Consider the following 20718-nt stretch of genomic DNA (forward strand, 5'->3'; position numbering starts at 1 on the left):
CCGCCGCGCGGGCGCCGCCCTCCTCGGCGGCGCCGCGGGCCGGCCGGCGTCCCGGGTGGCCACCGGTCTCGGCCTGCTCCTCGCGCTGGCGCTCCTGGCCGGCGTCCTCGCCGCGCCCCGCTGGCCGCCGGCCCGGGTCGCGTGGTCGTGGGTCGTCCGCTCGGCCGAGCGGCTCCCCGCGTCAGCGCCGCGCGACCCGGAGGTCGATCGCGTGCGGCGCGAGGGCGTGGTCGAGCGCGAGCGCCGCGCAGCCCACCAGGCCCGCGCGCTCCCGGTGCACCGAGGGCAGGATGCGCAGGTCGCGGGTCGCGAGCTCGCCGGCCGCGGGGAAGAGCGTCTCGCGGATGCCGCCCGCGAGCACGTCGAAGGCGCCGACCAGGTCGCCGCCCACGACGATCGCCTCGGGGTTGAGCAGGTTCACGCCGAAGGCCAGCGACGGCCCGAGGTGCCGCCCGGCGTCCCGGATCAGGCCGCGCGCCTCGGCGTCGCCCCGCCGCGCCAGGTCGACGAGCTCGCGGACGTGGCGCAGCCCCGCCTCCGGGTGTCGCTCGGCGTGGTCGGCGACGAGCGCCCACCCGCCGGCGACGGTCTCCAGGCACCCGGTGGCCCCGCAGCGGCAGGCGCGACCCGCGGCCTCCGGGACGCGGCAGTGACCCAGCTCGCCCGCCGCGCCGCGGTGACCGCGCAGGATGCGCCCGTCGGCCACCAGGCCCAGCCCGAGTCCTGTCGAGGCCTTGAGCACCAGGGCGTCGCGGAGCTCGGGGCGGCCGAGGATCTCGGCGTGGGCCAGCGCGTCGGCGTCGTTGCCGAGCCACACCGGCGCGGTGCCCAGCTCTCGGAGGAACGGCTCGAGCGGCACGCCGTCCCAGCCGGGCAGCACCGGCGAGCCGACGCTGCACACCTCCTCGGGGTCGACGCTGCCTGGCAGCGACATGCCGATGCCGACCACCGTCCGCCCCGACGCGGTCGCCGCCAGGAGGTCGCGGGCGACGGCGACGATGCGCGGCATGAGCGCGGCGGCCGGGGAGCCGACCTCGTGCTCGGCGGAGACGCTGCCGAGCTCGCCGCCCAGCAGGTCGTGTACGCCGATCTGATGTCGCGAGCGACCGATGGCGATGGCGACGACGACGCCGGCGTCGTGGGCCACGCGCAGGGACTCCGAAGGCCGGCCGCCAGTGGACGTGACCTGCGGTCCCGCGGTGAGCAGGCCGAGCGCCAGCAGCGCGTCGAGGCGAGCGGCCACGGCGGTGCGGGACAGCCCGGTCGCCAGCGCGAGCTCGCTGCGGGTGACCGCCCGGGCGCTCCGCACGAGCTCGAACAGCGCGCCGGCCGAGGTGCCGACGGCCTCGTCGGCGGTGCGCCGGTTCTCGCTCGTCATGGCAGGACCCTAGCCAGGGACTTTTGCATGAAAAAAACCGAAACATGCTTGTATCGATCCAAAGACGGTGCGACGGTGTTCACATGACCGATCTGCCGTCCGCCGCCGAGCTGCCCGAGCACGCCGACTTCGTCGTCTTCGGCGCGACCGGCGACCTGGCGCTGCGCAAGCTCCTCCCCGCGCTCTTCCAGCGGGATCGGGAGGGTCAGCTCCCCGACGGCTTCCGGATCGTCGGCGTCTCGCGCACCGAGGCCGACGACGACGGCTTCCGTGCGCTGGTCGCCGACGCCCTGGTCGAGCACGTCCCGGCGTCCGAGCTGGACGCCGCCACCGTCCAGCGCCTGCTGGGCCGGCTGCGCCACCTGACGCTCGACGCGCTCGATCCGGCCGACTGGCATCGCCTGGCGGGTCTGCTCAAGGACGACGCGCCCCGCGCCCCCGAGGTCGATCCGGCGTCCGTCGTCCGGGTCTTCTACCTCGCCGTGGCGCCGTCGCTCTTCGGGCCCATCTGCCAGCAGCTCGACCGCGCCGGGCTGGTCACGCCGCTCTCCCGGGTCGTGCTCGAGAAGCCGCTGGGCCACGACCTGGCGTCCTCGCGGGCCATCAACGACGCGGTCGGCGAGGTCTTCGCAGAGCCGCAGATCTTCCGCATCGACCACTACCTCGGCAAGGAGAGCGTCCAGAACCTCCTCGTCACGCGGTTCGCCAACACGCTCCTCGAGCCGCTGTGGTCCTCGCGCTGGATCGACCACGTCGAGATCACCGTGGCGGAGTCGCTCGGCGTCGGCGAGCGCGGCGGCTACTACGACCAGGCCGGCGCGCTGCGCGACATGGTCCAGAACCACCTGCTCCAGCTGCTGTGCCTGGTGGCGATGGAGCCGCCGACCTACGTCGGCCGCGAGAACGTCCGCGACGAGAAGCTCAAGGTGCTCCAGGCGCTGCGGCCCCTGGGGCCGGCCGACGTCGATCGCGACGTCGTGCGCGGGCAGTACGTCGGCAGCGGCCAGGGCGACCGCGCCTACGCCGAGGAGGTGGCCGACGGGGCCACCACGACCGAGACGTTCGTGGCGATCCGCGCCGAGATCTCCAACTGGCGGTGGGCGGGCGTCCCGTTCTACCTGCGCACCGGCAAGCGGATGAGCGAGCGGACCTCTCAGATCGTGGTGCAGTTCAAGGAGCCGCCCCACGCGATGTTCCCGGGGGCGGAGGGCGCGCCGAGCGCCAACCGCCTGCACATCCTGGTGCAGCCCGAGGAGGGCATGCGCCTGCACCTGACGGCCAAGGAGCCGGGGCCGGGCGGCATCCGGCTCAAGCCGGTCTCGCTCGACCTCAGCTACGCCGCGGCCTTCGGACGCCGCACCCCGGAGGCGTACGAGCGGCTGCTCATGGACGTCGTCCGGGGCAACCCGACCCTCTTCATGCGTCGCGACGAGGTCGAGGCGGCCTGGACCTGGGTGGCGCCGATCCTCGAGGCGTGGCGGGCCGCCGACGCCGCCGGAGCGCGCCCCCTCCCGTACCCGGCCGGATCCACCGGCCCCGCCGCCGCCGACGCCCTGCTCGGGCGCGACGGCCGAACCTGGCAGGAGCTCGACCGATGACCCGATCCGTCCGCACCGTGCATCCGACCGTCGCCGCGGTCACCGAGCGGATCCGCGCCCGCAGCGCGGCCTCCCGCACCGCCTACCTCGAGCGGCTCGACGCCGCCCTCCAGGACGCCCCCGCGCGTCACCGCCTCGGCTGCGCGAACCTCGCCCACGGCTTCGCGGCCGAGTCCGCCCCGACCAAGGCCGCTATGCGGGGCCGGGTCAAGCCGAACCTCGCGATCGTCACCAGCTACAACGACATGCTCTCGGCCCACCAGCCCTTCGAGACCTACCCGCGCGAGCTCAAGCGGACCGTCGTCCGCGCCGGTGGCCTCGCGCAGGTCGCCGGCGGCGTGCCGGCGATGTGCGACGGCATCACCCAGGGCCGCGACGGCATGCAGCTCTCGCTCTACAGCCGCGACGTCATCGCGATGGCCACCGCCGTCGCGCTCTCCCACGACATGTTCGACGGCGGGCTCATGCTCGGCGTCTGCGACAAGATCGTGCCCGGCCTGCTCATCGGGGCGCTCGCCTTCGGCCACCTGCCCACCGTCTTCGTGCCCGCCGGGCCGATGGCCTCCGGGCTGCCCAACGGCGAGAAGGCGGCCGTCCGCCAGCGCTTCGCCGAGGGCCGCGCGACCCGCGAGGAGCTGCTCGAGGCGGAGTCCGCGTCGTACCACTCCGCGGGCACCTGCACCTTCTACGGCACCGCGAACTCCAACCAGCTGCTCATGGAGGTGCTCGGGCTGCACCTGCCCGGCGCGTCGTTCGTCAACCCCGGCACGCCGCTGCGCGAGGCGCTGACCCGGGCAGCCGGCGAGCGGGCCGTGGCGATCACGCGCCAGGGCGGCGAGCCGACGCCGATCGGCCGGATCGTGGACGAGAAGGCGATCGTCAACGCCTGCGTGGCGCTGCTGGCGTCCGGCGGCTCCACCAACCACACCCTCCACCTGCCCGCGATCGCGGCCGCCGCCGGCATCGTCCTGACCTGGGACGACCTCGACGAGCTGTCGGCGGTCGTCCCGCTGATCAGCCGGATGTACCCGAACGGCTCGGCCGACGTGAACCACTTCCATGCCGCGGGCGGCACGGCGTTCCTGGTGCACACCCTGCGCCGCGCCGGGCTGCTGCACGACGACGTCCTCACCGTCATGGGCCGCGGGCTGGACGCCTACACCCGCGAGCCGGTGCTCCGGGGCGGCGAGCTGACGTGGGAGGAGGGGCCGAAGCGCTCCCTCGACCACGACGTCCTGCGTCCCGCCGACGACCCGTTCTCCGAGCACGGCGGGCTGCGCGTGCTGCACGGCCCGCTCGGCACCGGGGTGATCAAGGTGTCGGCGGTGCGGCCCGAGCACCGCGTCGTCACCGCCCCCGCGATGGTCTTCGACGACCAGGACGACCTGCTCGCCGCCTTCCAGGCCGGCGAGCTGGACGGTCGCGACCTGGTGGCAGTCATCCGCTTCCAAGGTCCCGCCGCCAACGGCATGCCCGAGCTGCACAAGCTCACGCCCGCGCTCGGCGTGCTGCAGGACCGCGGCCAGCGGGTCGCGATCGTCACCGACGGCCGCATGTCCGGCGCCTCGGGCAAGGTGCCCGCGGTCATCCACCTGACGCCCGAGGCCGCCCTCGACGGGCCGCTCGCGCGGGTGGTCGACGGCGACGTGATCACCGTCGACGCCGAGGCCGGCACGCTCGAGATCGACGCCGACCTCTCCGGCCGCGCCCCGACCGGCGGTCCGGCGTCCGACGCCGCCTGGGTCGGCACGGGACGCGAGCTGTTCGCCGCCTTCCGGCGGGCCGTCGGCCCCGCCGACGCGGGGGCGTCCGTCTTCGGCGCGGGGCTCCCGGCCGCCGCTCCCCGACCCCGCACGCGCACGAGCGTGGCCGCCGAGGCCGCCCGCACCCTGGAGGAGACCCATGTCGGTGCTCGCTGACCAGCAGGCCGGAGCCGCGGCTCCCGGCTCCGTGCTCGACCTCGTGCCGGTGGTGCCCGTCGTCGTGGTCGACGACGTCGCCGCCGCCGTGCCGCTGGCGCGGGCCCTCGCGGCGGGCGGGGTGCCGGTCGTCGAGCTGACGCTGCGCACCCCGGCCGCGCTCGACGCCATCCGCGCGATCGCGACCGAGGTGCCCGAGGTCGTGATCGGCGCCGGCACCGTCACCACGCCGGGCCAGGCCGATGCCGCTCTCGCGGCCGGGGCGCGGTTCCTCGTCTCGCCCGGCGCCACCGCGGGCCTGCTGGCCCACCTCGCCGCCCTCGCGGTGCCCTGCCTGCCCGGCACGGCCACCGTCTCGGAGGTGCTCGCGGCGCGCGAGGCGGGCTTCACCGAGGTCAAGCACTTCCCGGCCGAGGCCTCGGGTGGCACGGCCTACCTGAAGGCGGTCGGCTCGGTGCTGCCCGACGTCCGGTTCTGCCCCACCGGCGGCATCGTGGCCTCCACCGCGGGGGAGTACCTGGCGCTGCCGCACGTCGCCTGCGTCGGGGGCTCCTGGCTCACGCCGAAGGACGCCGTCGCCGCCGCAGACTGGGCGCGGATCACGGCGCTGGCCGCGGCGACCGTCGCGCTGCGCCCCTGATCTCCGCAGGCTCGTCCGGGCGTCCGCGCCACACGATCTCGCCGAGCCGCGCGACCGGCCAGAGCAGGACGACGGGCCGCCGGCGCAGGTGGCGCGGCGACTCCTGGGGCCCGGCGAGCCAGGCCCGCACGGCCTCGGCCGGATCGTGCCAGGCGCTCGCGGGCACATCGTCGGGCACCGAGCGGGCCATCACGTCGACCCGCCGTCCGGTGAACCGCGGCGGGTCGTCGGGGTGCCGGCCGAGCGCCGAGGGCCCGAGATCGAGACGGTTGCGGGCCAGTCCGTGCACCGGTCGCAGGCCGCGGGTGTCGTAGAAGAGCCAGACGTCCACGTCCTTCACGCCGGTCACCCCGTCCAGCAGGTGCGCCGCCGCGCCCTGGGCCAGGCAGCCGGCGACCAGTCGACCCGCGAGCTCGGGTCGCGACGCGCAGCGCGCCGCGTCGCCGCGGGGCACCATCGCGGCGATCCGCGTGAGCTCGTCCGGCCCGATCGGCGCCGACGAGCGCGGGGACGTCTCCACGGCGTCCGATCCTGCCGCACCGACCGCCGGGCCGGCCGGGGACCACGAACGGCGTCGCGGCTCGAGCCGCGACGCCGTCCCTGTGGCGGAGGTACTGGGACGCTATTCCAAACACTCCGCGCCAGGGGTGAGGGTCGCCAAGGCGGCCGAGTCAGCACGTTCCCGGCGGCGATCTGAGCCGTGGGTGTCACCGGAGGTGACGGTGACGACCGTGCGGCGGATGACGCCGGAGGAGATCGAGGCGATGGTGGCGGACTATCGCTCAGGAATCGGGTCCTGGCGACTGGCACGGAAGTACGGCGTCTCGGACAGCACGGTGTTGGCGCGCTTGAAGGCGGCGGGCGTCGCGCTGGACCCCGCTCGACAGGCGGAGGCTCGTCGCGCTGTCACCGAGGACATGCGTCAACTCAGGGAGTCCGGTCTAACCCTGACCGAGATTGGTGATCGGTACGGGATCACGCGACAAGCTGTTTCGCTGCGGCTCGCCCGGCATAGGCAAAGGTCCTGAGCGTCGCTCACGTCCTGGGCCTGGGGTCCCGTCCGGTAGCGGCACGGAAGCCACTCTCAGTTGAGCAGTTCTTGATGAGCCACTTAACCCATGCCTCGGTGTAGCCGTAGGAGCGGCTCAGCGCGTCGTAGACGCAGTACTTCTCGTCGGTGCGTTCCGGGCGCGGATCGCCCTGTGGCGGCCGTATCCCCTTGATCTGCCACGATCGCAGGAAGTGATGGCTGTTGAACACGTAGGGCACCGCCTCTGCGACCTTCTCCTGCGCTTCGCCGGGCTTCATGAGGCCGTGGCCAACCACCCGTCGCTGCTGCTCTCGCACGATCGTCCGACCGCGTTTGCCGAGCAGCTCCGCTGCGGCCTTCTCCTCTGCGCTCATGTCGTCCCAGCGCGTGAATTGGATAGCCAGAGCGTCAGATGCCTTCGAGACCTGCAGAACGACGTTGAGTCGAAGCTCAAACCGGTCGTCGCCGCTGACGGACTCGGGGAGCCCCGAGTGGTACTCGGCGATGAAGCGCTTGAGTGCGGCGGGGAGGCGGTCGCGCAACGCGATCAGGGCTCGTTCGCCTTCAGACGTAAAGCTGCCAATGAACACTGGGAAGCGCAGAACCGTGGCGAGTGAGTGCTGGTTCCCGAACGTCGAGGTCAGTTCGTGCTCGAAGTTGAGGAGCAGCGCCTGTGCGTGTCCACTTACCGCTTCCGACAGCTGGCGATCGGTGTGGTCATGGCGGTGCTCGATCCGATTGCGGAGCGCGATGAAGAACTCAAGGTTTCGCCGCACGGGATCGTCGGCGTCTGCCCAGCGTTCCTCGGCACATCTGGCCAACTCCCAGCGCTTGTGTTCGCCGTCTGCCTTCTCGAAGTGCCGAGGGTTGTCGCGCCGCCGGTAGCGGATGTCGATGCCGTCACGGGTGAAACGGGCGTGCAGAAGGTAAAGCCAGGCGACGTGCATGTGGACGACGAAAGCCTCGAACGAGCGCGGCTCAGTCGGATCATTGAAGAGCCGGACGGCCAGGGTTGCTTCGCGGCGTGCGGCATCCAGTGTCGGTGTCCAGCGGGGCGGTCGAGGCATCTTCCTAGTCTCAGAACTCGGAGGCCGTGTGCTCACGCTCTACGAGCGAGGCGATGAGTTGGTCGGTGATCTCCCCGATGCGATCGTCCAGCCCATCCAGCCCGCTGGTCGGCGTGGCGCTCACCACCCGAACCCGCGAGAGGTCAGACGCCCCGATCCGCGGTGCCACAGCGCAAGTCACAAGATCGACTCCCGCTACTGCAGGGACGAGTGTCGGATCGTCGGAGCGTCGGATGCCGTAGAGGTACTTGGCGCTCTGCTCCAGTGCTTGCTCTGGCAGCATCGACGCCCATGACTTGGCGTCGATCACGGCAAAGGCAGCGACCTCGCCTCGGGTAACGGTGAGCAACAGGTCGGGGGCGAGTGCCTCCGCTACGAGCGCGTGTAGGCGCGACCCCGCGATGTCCGTGCCGCCACGGGCGATCCCCGGCTTGATCCACAGTTCGATCGTCGCGTCGTCCGACTCCCAAGATGCCAACGCGCCGGACGCCGAAGCGGACCATGGCCCGAACCGGGCGTCGAGCACGCGTCGCACCGCGATGGCCAGCCACGCCTCATACAGCTCGTCGGTATCGAGGAACGGCACCACGCCGGTTCCGCGACGAGAGGACTGCAGTTCCGCCAGTGTCCGCATACAGGCCGCAGCGAAGGCGACGAACGGCGCGGGCCACGACGAAGGGTCGGGATCACGGAAGCCGGCCGGCGCAGCGGCCACGCGCGCCACCGTCGCAATGGGATCAAGGACGGGCCGAAGCAGCCCCACCTGATCCTCAGGAAGGCTGGACCGCACGACGTCAATGATTGTCGTGGCCAAGGTTGAGATCGTGACTGAGGTCAGATTGCGCCGAGCACCGCGCCAACGGGCGCTCTGGGATACGAGCAACTGATCGTCGCGCTCGTGCACCGCGCCTCGGGCCTCAGCAGAGCGCTCGGTCCCCATGAGATCCTCGACGCCCCCGGTAACCCCCACTGGTAGCCATATCTGTTGCCGATCCAGCACCGATGGCCACGAGGCGAGGAGCGTGCCCGCATCGTTGGCGCAGGCGGCCAGCGATCGCCAGTCCCGCAGCGTCTCGACCGTTCCCATGACTTCGGGTGCGCCGAAGGTTCCTGTTTCCCGCGCAATGGCCATGCGAGCCTGCCGCCAGGAACTGAGTTCGGCGCCCGCCTCCCACAGCAGCCGTAGGTCTTCCTGAGTAAAGCGGCCGTTGGAGGGGATCGTCAGTTCAACGAACTCGACGTCGCGGCCGACGAGTTGCGGCAGCGTGAGAGTGCCCGCCAGCGCCCGCTCGGGCGGCTCATAGATAACAAGGTCGTCGCCACTGGGTTCGAGTACCAGTCCATAGGGCAAGAGCGGCGTGAGCAGGCGCCCGGTCAAGGGATGCTGCGCAACCTCACGTCCACCTCGAACGTAGCGAATCCTACTCAGGTCAACGCACCCCAGAAGTCGGGCGGCGGTCCGAACTGCTGCGCTTTCGTCACCTGCTCAAGGCGTGCCAGTCTCGGGGCGAGCACGCCGCTGCGCAGTTCTGACTTGAACACAGACAGGGCGCCCTCGAACTCCTTGGCCGACAGCACGGGCAGCACGAAGTGCAGCAGTGCGTTGTCGGCCGCCGCCTCGACCACGGGATCACCCAGTTCCGGCTCTGTCGCGCCGAGCAGTTCGGCATACCACGCCATGTAGATGAGACTGCGCTGCAGCGGTCGGTGGGCGATAACGTCGGAACCGAGCACGCTGCGGAGGATCTCCGCCCGGTCCTTTAGCGCCTGCTGGAAGACGTCACTCCCGGTCTCGCTGTAGCGATCGAAGGCTAAGGTCGGCCTCCCGATAAGACCCGCCGCTGGCCCGGTGCCCTCCTCGACGGACGGGTGCACCAGGGTGTCGGCGGCGGCAAGTGCAGTGTCGAAGCTCGGGGCCTCCATGAGGATGACGCACGCACGTGAGACCACCTTGCGCGCCGGAGCCGGCGAGTCCGCATCCACGTTGATCGTCGCGAAGAACCGCGGGTAGGGACCGAGTTCCAGCACTCTCGGGACTTCCAGTTCCGAGGCGTGTTGCCTCACGCTCCCTACCTGGTTGTGCAGCGGGATCTCCAGCGTTTCGGCTTCCAGTCCGCCGAACCCGTGCACAAGCGGAGACAGGTAGCCCTCGATCGGGGACAGGTTGGCCTCCTCAACGGCCACCATCGGGGGCGTCGTTCCGTCAGCGGCCGCGACGTCGAGCAACAGCTGGAGCGGCTCCAGCACCTGGAACGTCTTGTCGGCCAAGTGCGAGAAGTAGCCGAAGAACTCCTCACGCTTGGCCAGCAAGCGGGACGACTCGAGGCGGGCACGGCGGTCCTGCGGCGCAAAGAACGCGGCTAACGCTGAGGCCATAAGTGACTTACCGCTGCCGCTCGGCCCAGCCATGATGACCAGCTGCGAGGACAGGGTGGCCGCCAGCAGGTCGACCAGCTCCTCGTCGGACTCAGTCGCGATGCCATGATGGTTGAGGAAACTGCGGAACTGCTCGGGGAGCTGTTCGACGTCCTCGACGGTGATGTGGGGTTCCTGGGCGACCTGGCTACCGCGTTCCGTTGACGTGGTCTCGGGCGGTCCCAGTTCTGAGGCCAGCAGTAGCGACGGTGACCACTCAGGGGAGCCGAGTACCGGGACGGTGAGCTCGACATCTGCCGTGATCGTGTTGAACTCTTCCCGCGTCATTCCGAGGTAGTCCTGAGCGGCTGCATGCAGCTCATCTCGACTCGGCTCCGCGTCCCAGTCGTGGTGGCGCGTCACCAGCACGGCGAGCGCGTCCCGGCCCGGCAACGGATCTTCGGTTGTGTCCTGATCGAGGTGCTGGACGGCTACGTCGGCCGCGTTGGGTAGTAGCCCCTCGCCGAAGTAGCCGCGCCCGTTGTTACTGGCGCTGGGATTGAACAGCGCAGTCTGGCTCTGGTCGCGCGTGCCCGTGTTCCAGACGGTGCTGCGGCCCGAGTCCTTCACCTTCAGCCAGCGCACCTTGGAGCTGAGATCGATGAAGGGATTGATCCGTCCCTTCTGATGGTCGGGGATGAGGGCGAACAGATCCTCGACGCTCTTGTTGACGCCTGCGATGGTGAGGCCGTGCCCGGCCGCCTCTGCGCGCTTGGCAGCGAGGTAGGTCGACAGCCAGTTGGCTCGATACTTGTTGCTGGCAGCGTGCTGGCTGAGTTGACGGAGTGCCTCTTCGAGCGCCTCTTCGGAGCAGCGCGACATCACGTGTCTCCGTGCTGGCAGCAGATGCCTGATGTCGCGTGCTTCATGGCTGCAGTCTAGGGAACGAGACGAGCACGCAATGCCCGAACGCGCGCGCATGTCCACGGTCCAACCCCCGATTCTGAGAGTGTCGGGGGCCTCTGACAGGGTTGCGTCGTGCCAAGGTAGAACAACCGACGAAAGGGACAGGATCCGTGCCGCCACGCCAGACCACGACCCTGCCGGACATCAAGCCGCAAACGCCCGTCGGTGCTCTCGACCGCGAGGCATGGTCGCAGCGTGACGAGCAGTTCGAGGCGGACGAGGTCGCGCCCCTTGTGGGTATGTCGATCACCTTCATCCGCAAAGTCGTCGGGCACCGTGCCCGGCTGTCCGTCAGTGATGTTCTCCGGCTCCTCGACCAAGACGCCTACAGCGAGACGTTCGTCAGGCGCTCCCAGGTTCTTGACTTTCTGACGCGGCCCAAGCTCGCTCGCAAGCCCACCAAGGTCATCGAGGTGGAAACGCACACGCTGGAGACGGGTAGTGTCACTGAGGTTCTTGATCGCCTTGCGCCGTCCAGCATCCAGTGCGTCGTGACGTCAACGCCCTACTGGGGCATGCGCATCTACGACGACTCGACCACGGTCGCCTGGGCGGACGGCGAGACGTGCGCCTACGGGCACGAGCAGACGCCTGAGGGCTTCGTGCGGCACACGGTGCAGATCCTCTGGCAGCTTCGTCAGGTGCTCACGCCTGATGCGTCCGTCTGGTGGAACCTGATGGATTCCTACAACACCCGCACGCAGATCCGTGGCAACGCGATCGAGGCTCTGCTGGCCATGCAGGGTAAGGACGACAGGAAATGGCACGAGCATGAGGCGCGACGCCACAGTGCTGGTCATTCCTACCTCAAGGACGGCGAGCAGTGCATGATCCCGGCTCGCGTTGCCGAGCGGGCCAGCCGGATCGGATACCACGTCAAGAGTGTCATCACGTGGGCGAAGCAGAGCAGTTTGCCGGAACCGCAGAACTCCCGGGTCAGCCGTGGGCTGGAGTACGTCCTGCACTTGGCGCCAACCCGGACGCCGAAGTTCGACAAGACGGCCTACCGACGGGTTCAGCCCGCACTTGGCGGCAGAAGCGTCGGCTACGAGTCTGACAAGCTGTCGGATGTGTGGGTCCTTCCAACTTCGACTGGCGGCAATGGGCACGGCGCCCAGTTTCCAGTCGCACTCCCAGGACGCTGCATCGCGCTCTCGACTGATCCGGGCGATGTCGTGCTCGACCCGTTCGTCGGTAGCGGCAACGCCGGCGTCGCAGCCCGCGCGCTCGGCCGCAAGTTCATCGGCATCGACGTGTCCCCTAAGTACCTCACTACTGCGGAAGAGAAGATCTCAGCGGTGCCGGGCAGTGGATTCGCGGCAGCAGCGACCGATCGGGTTATTGAGAATGCTCACCAAGACTTGCCGATGACGGGCGTCAGCTAAACGCGGTGGCGCGCGTGATCCTGCTGCGAATGCACTTGGGGAGGGTGCTACACAAGCGACGGGTAGAGGCTGGGCTGACCCTTCGACGGCTCGCGTCTAAGGCCAATGTGAGCCCTGGATACATCTCGCAACTTGAGCGCGGCCGCAAGGAAGCGTCGTCCGCCCTTCTCAACGAGATCTGTTGTGCTCTTGGCAGTTCGCTCTCCGACGTACTTCGTGAGACCGCCGCCTCAGTGGGCGCCGAAGAAGCGCGTTCAGTTGACACTGCGGCGTAAGAACTCCGCGTTGCACTACAGCCGATCGATCCAGGTGTCTTCGTCTCGCTGGTCCCAGGCTGATCCTGCCGCCTTCTGGGTCGCGGGCGTTTGGCCAAGACGAGACAGCACGCGCAGCGCTTCATCTTGCGTCAGTGCACGGAGAGACTCGACGGGACGCTCAGCGGCACCCTCAATGGCAGCCTGACGCTCAGTTTGAGTGGTGAGTCCTCGCGCATCGAGCGCCTTGCGCAACAGGTCGATCTGCCAGTCGGAGGCGGGAGGCTCGACGTGCTGATCTGGCGGAGCCGGCTCATGGGGCTCGTCGTCGCCGAAGAGGGAGAGATCGCCAGACACGGCGCAACAGTACGCGGTCGAGCAGTAGCCCTGGGAAAGACGGGGGCGGATGTCGTCGGTGGCTGGGAACCTTGGAGAGTGAGTACTCAGCCAGGCGCGCAGGACGAGCTGTTTCCGCCGCTCGACGCCGTCCAAGACCCGCGCCGCTTGGACATCGACCAGCGACGCGCCCTCCTGGACGAGACCTACCACAAGGTGATGGTCGCCAACGGCGGCCGCTACAGCCTGTCGGCGGGCCCGGAAGCCGACCTGATGTGGGACGCCACGATGCGCTCCTTCGAGCAGGGCATCTGGGCTGGGGCCAGCATGTGCGCTCAGGCCGTCTGCGAGCGAACACTGGCATCACTCCTTGAGAGTTGGTACGCGCTGCCACCAGAACCGAAGGGCTGGCGTCAGCGTGGGCTCGGCTGGCTCATCGGGCACCACCGCGAGCACGGTCTGGTTGACGCGGATCTGCTGGACCAGATGCAGTTCGTCTGCGACGCGCGGAAGCCGTTTGGACACTGGCGTTTGCCGATGGGCGAGGGGTCGCTGGAGCGGGTGGGCTACGAGGCACATGTTCAGGGTGGCCACTGGCGCGAGGCGCAAGACGTCTACGTAGCGAAGTCAGCGGTCTTGTGTGCGCAGACGGCGATCAGGACCTACTTCGGGGATCTGTGGATGCGGTTGCCGAGCCGGACGTTCGATGACAGTTCATCAGACATCAAGTAGAGATCGACTTGTGCTCGAAGAGCGTCGCGGGTGCCCGCTCGAGCTTCTCGGCGAGGTACAGCCCATAGGGAACGGGCTGACCCCCTCGCTGGTAACCGGCGTACTCCTGATCCTGCAGTACACGTAGTCCGGCTCGGTCCAGCAGGTCCAATACTTCGGCAGACGTGTGGCGATGCACCGTGACACCCTCGGGGAAGTTCAATGTGTGCTTCTCGCCTGTTCCAGCGAGTTCAACGGTGAAGACGAACTTGCCACCTGGCGTCAGGGCTTCGCACACCTGCGCAAGGACGCCTTCGAGATCTTCGGTGAACTCGAGGACTCCGACGGCTTGGGCGACGTCCACACGACCTTCAAGATCATTGATGGGGAGGCGCTCGTTGATGTTGCCGAGGCGCATCTCGCCCTGCTCGCCGGCGACTGCGCTGGCGGCTTCCAGCATGGCTGGGTCTTGGTCGATCCCGATGACGGATGCGCCCTTCTCGGCGTAGCCGTCGACAGCGAGTCCAGTGCCAATACCGAGGTCAAGAACACGAGTTCCCGGCGTGATGAACCGCTCAACGAGTCGGCGTGCACGATGCGGGGAGTCCCAGCCAGCGAGGGCCGCTTCCTGGTCGTACGACTGAGCCTCAACAGCTGACCGAGACTGCATGGGCTCGCTTCAACTTCGAACGCTTATGCCAGCGATCTGCTTCTTCTGCTCGAGGATTCTGCGGCGCTTAGCGTTCTCTTCTACGAGGTGGTTGTGGCCGTCAATCACGCGCTGCGTCGCGGCCGTAGGGTCGTCCTGTCCTTCTTCGGCGTCTATGTCCGCAGCTTCGTTCATGATGTCGCCGACGAACTCCATTGCACCGCGAGCGATTTCATCTCGATCGTTGTCGCCTTGCGCCGCAAACGCCATGCTTGCATCAAACATGTCCATGTAGATGCCCTCGCCTGAAGACACATGATTCAAGAACATCTCCTTCATGTCGCGGAGGTCATTGAATGCTTTGATGTTCGCCGGACTGTTCATGTCGCTCGACAGTTCCAGATCGAGCATCTTCTCGTCGAGCCTTGCTACGGCGACGTTGCGCATATCGGCGTCGTTGAGGTGGTCCTTCTCCACAAACTCCGGTGATCCCATGCTCTCCTTGCGGAGGGCTGCGCTCACGCGATACTGATCATCATGTTCAAGCGGATCCAGCCGACGCATCCGGTTGATTAGCTTCTTGCCGATCCGCTGGATCCGCCGTTCGGCCATCGCCTCAGATTCGACTAATGAGCCGTCCTCGCTAATCTTTAAGCGTTCCGACTGTTGATTCTTGGATGTTGATGAAAGGTGCTCTTGCATGTGTTTGTGTTCCTATTTAGTTGTATGCACCGATTATTAGCATATTGGTATGAATAAGTCAATAGGCATTTCCCTGCTCAGGTAGTCTTGGAATATTTGGAAATGGCTACGAAGTTGGTGCTAATTACGCAATTTCTACGATGATGTAGGTCGATAAGGTGGATTAACTGGGGCTCCGTCGACGCGCCAGCCCGGCGGCAGCGGAACCTTGTTGGGGTCGGTGCGCTCGGCCCAGATCGCGCCGTCAGTCACGAGCCCGTCGGTCTGGTCGGGCTGTGTCTGGCGCCACCATTCGAGGGATACCTCGACGGCACGCTGTCGGAACGTTCGCAGGCGGGTCAGGATGCGTGGGTCGGCAGTCCAGGCGACGACGTTCCAGACCGGCCAGACCGGCATTGGCCAGATCACCCGCAACCTGGCCATGGGTTCGCCGAAGGTGACGTCGAGTCGGAGCGGCTTCTCGGGGAGGACGAGCCGGTTGGTGAACCTCGTGTTGTCCTCGGCGTTGCGGTGGACCACGAAGTCGTCAGGCGCGAGCTCGTGGCCGTCTATCTGGATGATTGGTGGTCGCCAGGACTCGTAGCCGAGGTTGAAGTCGAGGAACGGCTGGAAGTGGTTCCCCGACTGGAAGATCGAGACGACGGCCCAGGGTCTGGAGCGTTCTGCGTGGTCACGGATCAGGGCGGCGAGCTTGTTCAGGCCGCGCTCGGCACGTCGCCAGGCAGTTGACAGTTCACACACGAACCGCTCGACGTAGCGGCGTCGGCGCTGGTCGATGGTGTCCAGTCCGACGTCGTAGCCGGCGAGGTAGAAGTACGCCCCGATGTCGGTTCTCGGGTCCGTTCCGTGCTCGTCGTGGTAGCGCGTGAGCTCGTCGAAGGCGCGTTCGGCGTTGCCTTCGCCGAGGGCTTCAGTCAGGGCGAACAGGTCGTTTAGCCGCGCCGCCGAAGGGAGTCCGGGCTGCTTGCGGAAGGCGCGCAGGTCTCGGAACAACTCGTCTCTCACCGGGTCCTGGGGCGTCGCCATGCGCCAATTTTCTGCTAATGCGACCGGCAGCGCGACCGGTCCAGCATGAATCCCACGAAGGTCCGATCCGCGGACCCGAAGCGGTGGGAGAACACCATGAGTGATCTGGAGCGCTGGGCCAATCCCAGCTCTCGGCTCGTCCCGAGCAAGGACGAGCGAGCGCACAAGAAGGCCGTGGAGCGGGTGGTCAGCGAGACCAAGCTCGCCGGTCTGCAGGTCGACGCCGAGGCGGCGCTGACGGGACGGATCATGGAGCGGGCGGTCGACCTGGACCAGTACCGCCGCCAGCTCGCCAACGGCGACCCGGTGCTCGACGCGGTGCTGACCCGCATCGAGATCGGCTACGTCGACAAGGCCGTCCGTATCCAGCGTCAGTTCGGCTCGGAGTTCCCGCTGTGAGCGGCATGGTGCTCTCCGCGTTGCTGGGAGTCGTGCTCGGAGCGCTGGCCAGGGGCCTCGTCGCGGTCGTGACGTGCCGTCGTCAGGGACAGCAGGCGTCGGTCATCGAGCTGGATCTGGACGAGGAGACGCTGCAGGAGATCGACCGGGAGGCGGTGGCGGCAGACTTCGCCGCGCACGCCTCGGCGGTGCGTCGTCAGGTCAGCGAGTACGCCGACGTGCTGGCGGGGGACGACCCGGAGCTGCGCGAGCGGCTGCGGCGCTTCGAGACGGGAGCGCCGTCGTGATCGAGCTGTTGGTGTTCCTGGTGCTGCTGGTGGCCTGCTCGCTGGTCGCGCACGCGCTGGAACTGTTCCGGATCCGTCCACGGCAATCCGCAGCGGACAAGATCCGAAGCGATCTATTCGCGGCCGACCAGAAGGTAGCCACCGAGTTCCATCGGACTCGTCGTGCCATGAACGAAGCCGCCGGGCAGGACTGGCGGAATCTGGCGGGCTGAGCCATGTCCACGTTCTGCCCACATGTCGGCTGCCTCGAGCGCGAGCTGGACCTGCTGAGCGATCTGGAACGAGCGCTGTGGGAGCGGACAGGCGGCGACGTCGTCGCCTACGCCGGCCTCATGGCCAAGTACAAGGCCTGGCTGATCAGCCAGGTCGCCTGAAGCGGCCCGGGTGGGCCTGGACGGGAGCGCGGCAACGCCCCGTCCAGGCCGCTCGGCCACCAAGCAATCCCTCTCCACCTTCACGGCTAGTGAACTGAGCTTCAAGGAGACACCTGATGTCCACTCCCTACGTTACGGCGCCGGGGCCGCTCGGCGCGCGGATCAACCTCAGCCGCTTCGTCCGCGAGCAAGCGCAGCATGCGGCCGACGATCTCGGCTTCGCCTGGATCGGCACGCCTGATGCGCCCTCAACCTACCCGCAGCTGCGAGCCGCCTTCGCCCACTCGAAGGCGACGGCCGAGCCGCTTCCGGTGAGCAACCTGTACTGCGACGACACCGTGTTCATGGAGCTCGGAGACAACATCGCGTTCCGGTTCTGGCACGACACGTCCCACTGCCGTCTGGGGCTGAGCTTCTCCCTGCCCGACGAGTGGGAACTGACCCTGTACCACCTTGAGCAGTTGGAGCGGGCCGGGCTCGGGCCTCAGACGCGGGAGTACCAGTTGCTCCGGATGGATCTGTTCGGGCAGATCATCCTGCTGGGGATCGCCGGGCGGTTCCCGTTGAATCAGGGCGAGTTCACCCGCACGTGCGCCGAGATCGGGCTGGACGCGGGTGTACTGAGCGAGCTGCAGCGGGTGTCGTGATGAGCGAACCCGAGCGTACTGGAAGCCGACTGGCCGACGCCTGTCTCGGTGTGTTGTTGGCCGCCATGGCCTTGTGGGGAGCGGTCGCCATCATCCAGGCGATCTGGATCTACCTTTGCATCCTCGCAGCAGTGGTGGGGATCGGGGCCCTGATCTGGTGGCGAATCGTCAGCCGGTATCGGGGCTGGTGAAACAGATATGAGCCTGTACCGGCCGGTGTTGTGGAATACACAATCTGTATTGACTTTTCACAATTGTGAATTCATAGTCATGCGCACGATTCGCGTTCACGTTTGTGAAAACGCTGGAGTCGTCCCATCAAGTCGTAATTCTGAAAGGAGGTGAGCTATGTCCACAAATGGCAATACCAACGATGAAAAGAATGCGCCCTACCGGAGCACGCGGAGGGCCGTGCGGAAGCGGGTGTCCCGCAGCCGGGATGGGCGACGGCTCACTATCCGTTCTGAACTGCGGGAGACTCCGGATCACCGCAAGGTCGCCCGAGCGATCATCCAGATAGCGATGGCGCAGGCCGAACGCGAGGCCCAGGCCCTGAGGGACGCCCGGACGCGTCAGGAGTCGGACGATGAATAGCCGGGGCCCGTTCCGCTTCGTCCGGCTTGACTTCACGCCGTTCACGGTGGCGGTGGCCCGGGAAGCGGTCCAGGCGCTCGCGAGCCTGTCGGGCCAGCCCCGCATCGTGCTGGAGGCTCGCGGCGAGAATGGTGCGGCGAGCTGGTACCTGGGTGCCGAGGAAGCCTCAGCACGTCGAGCGCTGGCCGCGATGGCACCTCACATGCCTGGCCTGCGCCAAGACGTCGGGAGACGGGCGGGTAGTTCAACCGCAGCAGTTGCGGTGCGGTTCCCCGGCCACAAGCAGACCTCGCTCAACACTGACGCCACCGAGGTGGCCGCACGCGGCGTCCTCGGCGCCCTGGCCGCTGCTGGCAAGGATGAGCAGGTACGGCTGCAGGTCATCCTGGGACCGCGCCTGCGGCCTCGCACGATGCAGGACGTTCCCGCTGCCGCACGCTCGAAGGTGGCCGCCAAGTACGGGGAGCACCGCTTCTCCTGTGAGGTCAGGATCGGGGCGAAGGCTGACGATCCAGACCGGTCACGGCGGCTGGTGCAGAACGTCGCCGCAGCTCTGCGCGTGCTTGAGGCACCGGGGATCGCGCTCCGGCTGAAGAAATCCTCGGTGCGATCACTGGACGAGGTGCGCGACCCGTTCTTCTGGCCGAACGAGCTGAACGTCTCCGAAGTCGCCGCGATCATCGGGTGGCCGGTAGCGAGCAAGGACGTCGTCCTGCCCGGCGTACGGCCAGCGCATCCCAAGGTGATGCCTGTTGACCGCATGGTTTCACGTAAGGGCATCGTGCTCGGCACCTCGCCGCTCGACCCAGGCCGCACCGTGGCCTACGCCGCTGAGGACACCACGAGGCATACCACCATCGTGGGACCGAACGGTGTCGGAAAGTCGGTGCTCACCACGTCGCTCGCGCTGCAACACATCTACGCCGGTCGTGCGCTGCTCTGCATTGACGCGAAGGGCGACACCGTGGCCGACATTGCCGTCAGGGTGCCTGAGGATCGGCTGGACGATCTGGTCATCATCGACCCGACGGATGAGGCGCCGGTCGGAGTGCAGACCTTCGCAAGCGACCCGGAGCGTGACGCCGATGTCATCTACGGGGTGTTCCGCGATCTGCATGGGGACGCTCTGGGGCCACGGAGCAGCGACCTGTTGCACGCGGCGCTGTTGACGCTCGCCCGTGCGGGAGGGCGCTCGCTGTCCATGCTGCCGATGCTGTTCTCCAACGCCCAGTTCCGGCGTCGCGTCGTCGCTCCCGTGGCTGCGACCGACCCGTTGGGGCTGGGTGCCAAGTGGTCGTGGTTCGAGCACGTATCGGACGCCGAGCGGGTGCAGATCACGGCACCGCTGAGGAACAAGATCGATCCGCTGCTCAGCCTGCGCCCCGGCTTGCGGGCGATGTTCGGCCAGACCTCCGGCGCGTTCAGTTTCCGTGACCTGTTCATGCACCCGACCAAGCGGCCCATCGTGCTGGTCAACACCTCGTCCTCGACGCTGGGGCCTGCCGGGAGCCAGCTCCTGGGCGCGGTGCTGCTCGCGCTGGCGTGGGAGGCCGCCAAGGAGCGCGTCGCGCTCCCGGCGAGGCTGCGACACATCGTGCCGGTGCTGGTCGATGAGGCCCAAGAGGTCGTCAAGCTCGGCGACCTCGGCTCCGCCCTCGCGATGGCGCGCGGGTATGGGCTGGCGTTCGGGCTCATCAACCAGGCGATGAGCCAGTACTCGCCCGCCATGCGTGAGGCGGTGCTGGCCAACGCGAGGAACCGCGTCTACTTCCAGCTCAGCCCAAAGGATGCCCGTGACATCGCGGCCAGCACGGGCGGTGTACTCGATGCGCGTGACTTCCAGGAGCTCCCGGCCTACCACGCCTACGCGTCGCTGCTGGTGAACAACAACCGGGCGCCGTGGTGCTCGCTGGTGACGAGTCCGCCGAGCGCCCCACTGCGCGACCTGGCCGTCGCTCGCGCACGGTCGCGAGAGCGCTACGGCCGTCCCATCGCTGAGGTCGAGGCCGAGCTGCTGGCCGTGGCCGGATACGGGCAAGTATCGGCCGACGACGGCGCTACGCCTGGCCGCATCACCAGGGACGGGGGCCAGTCATGAGTGATGCGAATCCGTCAGCAGCCCGCACCTACACCCCAGGGCGAGGGCTACCGCTCGGTCGTCCGGTCACATCAAGTGACGACCCGGTATCCACGCAGGTCAGAGCCGAGTTTTCGCAATCTAGGGAGCCGAATACTTCGCTCATTCCATATCCCTCAGTACTCGCCGAACCCGTCCGACCCCGTGTCGGCAAGCACCTCCTCTCCGTGCTGGCTCGTCGGCTGTCTGAACCGTCCGCGGTCTGGTGACTGGTCTGAAGCCACGAGAGGGTGGTTGATGTGCCAGCACCGAGGAAGTACCCCG

At 68.0% G+C, this 20718-nt stretch carries 23 protein-coding genes; 14 read left to right on the forward strand and 9 right to left on the reverse strand.

The window, feature by feature from the left end; genetic code table 11:
• Positions 1-181 precede the first annotated feature (181 nt).
• The gene (locus K8Z61_RS16295) at positions 182-1378 is read right to left on the reverse strand and encodes an ROK family protein (protein ID WP_224131063.1); all 1197 of its coding nucleotides are present in this window, start codon (positions 1376-1378) and stop codon (positions 182-184) included.
• Between the two features lie 83 nt (positions 1379-1461).
• Here K8Z61_RS16295 and zwf point away from each other — a divergent pair, with 83 nt between their 5' ends.
• The 3 genes from zwf to eda are packed head-to-tail and all read left to right on the forward strand — an operon-like array spanning position 1462 to position 5535.
• Positions 1462-2976, forward strand: a complete 1515-nt coding sequence (gene zwf / locus K8Z61_RS16300; RefSeq protein ID WP_224131064.1) for a glucose-6-phosphate dehydrogenase — start codon at positions 1462-1464, stop codon at positions 2974-2976.
• 17 nt (positions 2977-2993) lie between these two features.
• Positions 2994-4895 (forward strand): phosphogluconate dehydratase, encoded by a 1902-nt coding sequence (gene edd, locus K8Z61_RS16305; protein WP_374227986.1) that lies wholly within the window; start codon positions 2994-2996, stop codon positions 4893-4895.
• Entirely contained in the window at positions 4879-5535 is a 657-nt protein-coding gene (eda, locus tag K8Z61_RS16310; RefSeq protein ID WP_224131067.1) for a bifunctional 4-hydroxy-2-oxoglutarate aldolase/2-dehydro-3-deoxy-phosphogluconate aldolase, read from the forward strand. The genes edd and eda overlap by 17 nt, the downstream gene beginning before the upstream one ends.
• Here the strand turns inward: eda and K8Z61_RS16315 are convergent.
• Entirely contained in the window at positions 5495-6055 is a 561-nt protein-coding gene (locus K8Z61_RS16315; protein ID WP_224131069.1) for a hypothetical protein, read from the reverse strand. The two genes, eda and K8Z61_RS16315, sit on opposite strands and share 41 nt — an antisense overlap.
• Positions 6056-6257: 202 nt before the next feature.
• Here K8Z61_RS16315 and K8Z61_RS16320 point away from each other — a divergent pair, with 202 nt between their 5' ends.
• The gene (locus tag K8Z61_RS16320) at positions 6258-6563 is read left to right on the forward strand and encodes a helix-turn-helix domain-containing protein (protein ID WP_224131070.1); all 306 of its coding nucleotides are present in this window, start codon (positions 6258-6260) and stop codon (positions 6561-6563) included.
• Positions 6564-6570: 7 nt separating this feature from the next.
• Here the strand turns inward: K8Z61_RS16320 and K8Z61_RS16325 are convergent, their stop codons facing one another.
• From K8Z61_RS16325 to K8Z61_RS16335, 3 genes are read right to left on the reverse strand one after another with little or no spacing between them, the layout of a single operon-like run.
• Entirely contained in the window at positions 6571-7632 is a 1062-nt protein-coding gene (locus K8Z61_RS16325) for a DUF3644 domain-containing protein (protein ID WP_224131071.1), read from the reverse strand.
• 10 nt (positions 7633-7642) lie between these two features.
• Positions 7643-9010 (reverse strand): hypothetical protein, encoded by a 1368-nt coding sequence (locus K8Z61_RS16330; RefSeq protein WP_224131073.1) that lies wholly within the window; start codon positions 9008-9010, stop codon positions 7643-7645.
• 47 nt (positions 9011-9057) lie between these two features.
• Complete coding sequence (locus tag K8Z61_RS16335; RefSeq protein ID WP_224131074.1) at positions 9058-10869, reverse strand: hypothetical protein; 1812 nt, start codon at positions 10867-10869, stop codon at positions 9058-9060.
• Between the two features lie 194 nt (positions 10870-11063).
• Between K8Z61_RS16335 and K8Z61_RS16340 the strand changes: the two genes are divergently transcribed.
• Positions 11064-12338 (forward strand): DNA methyltransferase, encoded by a 1275-nt coding sequence (locus tag K8Z61_RS16340; protein ID WP_224131075.1) that lies wholly within the window; start codon positions 11064-11066, stop codon positions 12336-12338.
• A 29-nt stretch (positions 12339-12367) separates the two neighbouring features.
• Complete coding sequence (locus K8Z61_RS16345; protein WP_224131097.1) at positions 12368-12613, forward strand: helix-turn-helix domain-containing protein; 246 nt, start codon at positions 12368-12370, stop codon at positions 12611-12613.
• A gap of 15 nt (positions 12614-12628) precedes the next feature.
• On the opposite strand, the gene K8Z61_RS16350 is transcribed toward K8Z61_RS16345, so the two are convergent.
• Positions 12629-12949: a hypothetical protein gene (locus K8Z61_RS16350; RefSeq protein WP_224131077.1), complete on the reverse strand. Its 321-nt coding sequence runs from the start codon at positions 12947-12949 to the stop codon at positions 12629-12631.
• A gap of 78 nt (positions 12950-13027) precedes the next feature.
• Between K8Z61_RS16350 and K8Z61_RS16355 the strand changes: the two genes are divergently transcribed.
• Positions 13028-13660 (forward strand): hypothetical protein, encoded by a 633-nt coding sequence (locus K8Z61_RS16355; protein ID WP_224131078.1) that lies wholly within the window; start codon positions 13028-13030, stop codon positions 13658-13660.
• Here the strand turns inward: K8Z61_RS16355 and K8Z61_RS16360 are convergent.
• The 3 genes from K8Z61_RS16360 to K8Z61_RS16370 form a co-directional block, all read right to left on the reverse strand.
• On the reverse strand, positions 13653-14309 hold the full coding sequence (locus K8Z61_RS16360; protein WP_224131080.1) for a class I SAM-dependent methyltransferase: 657 nt from the start codon (positions 14307-14309) through the stop codon (positions 13653-13655). The genes K8Z61_RS16355 and K8Z61_RS16360 overlap by 8 nt on opposite strands.
• Before the next feature lie 9 nt (positions 14310-14318).
• Positions 14319-14990, reverse strand: a complete 672-nt coding sequence (locus tag K8Z61_RS16365; protein ID WP_224131081.1) for a hypothetical protein — start codon at positions 14988-14990, stop codon at positions 14319-14321.
• A 135-nt stretch (positions 14991-15125) separates the two neighbouring features.
• Entirely contained in the window at positions 15126-16016 is an 891-nt protein-coding gene (locus tag K8Z61_RS16370; protein ID WP_224131082.1) for a hypothetical protein, read from the reverse strand.
• 96 nt (positions 16017-16112) lie between these two features.
• Here K8Z61_RS16370 and K8Z61_RS16375 point away from each other — a divergent pair, with 96 nt between their 5' ends.
• The 7 genes from K8Z61_RS16375 (at position 16113) to K8Z61_RS16405 (ending at position 20415) form a co-directional block, all read left to right on the forward strand.
• Positions 16113-16415 carry a hypothetical protein gene (locus K8Z61_RS16375; RefSeq protein ID WP_224131084.1) on the forward strand — a complete coding sequence of 101 codons (303 nt, stop codon included), beginning with the start codon at positions 16113-16115 and terminating at the stop codon, positions 16413-16415.
• A gap of 5 nt (positions 16416-16420) precedes the next feature.
• The gene (locus tag K8Z61_RS16380; protein WP_224131085.1) at positions 16421-16702 is read left to right on the forward strand and encodes a hypothetical protein; all 282 of its coding nucleotides are present in this window, start codon (positions 16421-16423) and stop codon (positions 16700-16702) included.
• Positions 16699-16914 carry a hypothetical protein gene (locus tag K8Z61_RS16385; RefSeq protein WP_224131086.1) on the forward strand — a complete coding sequence of 72 codons (216 nt, stop codon included), beginning with the start codon at positions 16699-16701 and terminating at the stop codon, positions 16912-16914. The genes K8Z61_RS16380 and K8Z61_RS16385 overlap by 4 nt, the downstream gene beginning before the upstream one ends.
• A gap of 3 nt (positions 16915-16917) precedes the next feature.
• Complete coding sequence (locus K8Z61_RS16390; RefSeq protein WP_224131087.1) at positions 16918-17076, forward strand: hypothetical protein; 159 nt, start codon at positions 16918-16920, stop codon at positions 17074-17076.
• A gap of 116 nt (positions 17077-17192) precedes the next feature.
• Entirely contained in the window at positions 17193-17723 is a 531-nt protein-coding gene (locus K8Z61_RS16395) for a hypothetical protein (RefSeq protein ID WP_224131088.1), read from the forward strand.
• On the forward strand, positions 17723-17914 hold the full coding sequence (locus K8Z61_RS16400) for a hypothetical protein (protein WP_224131089.1): 192 nt from the start codon (positions 17723-17725) through the stop codon (positions 17912-17914). Before K8Z61_RS16395 ends, K8Z61_RS16400 begins: the two co-directional genes overlap by 1 nt.
• A 395-nt stretch (positions 17915-18309) precedes the next feature.
• Positions 18310-20415: a type IV secretion system DNA-binding domain-containing protein gene (locus K8Z61_RS16405; protein WP_224131091.1), complete on the forward strand. Its 2106-nt coding sequence runs from the start codon at positions 18310-18312 to the stop codon at positions 20413-20415.
• Positions 20416-20718: the final 303 nt, after the last annotated feature.

The organism is Nocardioides sp. TRM66260-LWL (assembly GCF_020075545.1).
GTDB lineage: Bacteria > Actinomycetota > Actinomycetes > Propionibacteriales > Nocardioidaceae > Nocardioides.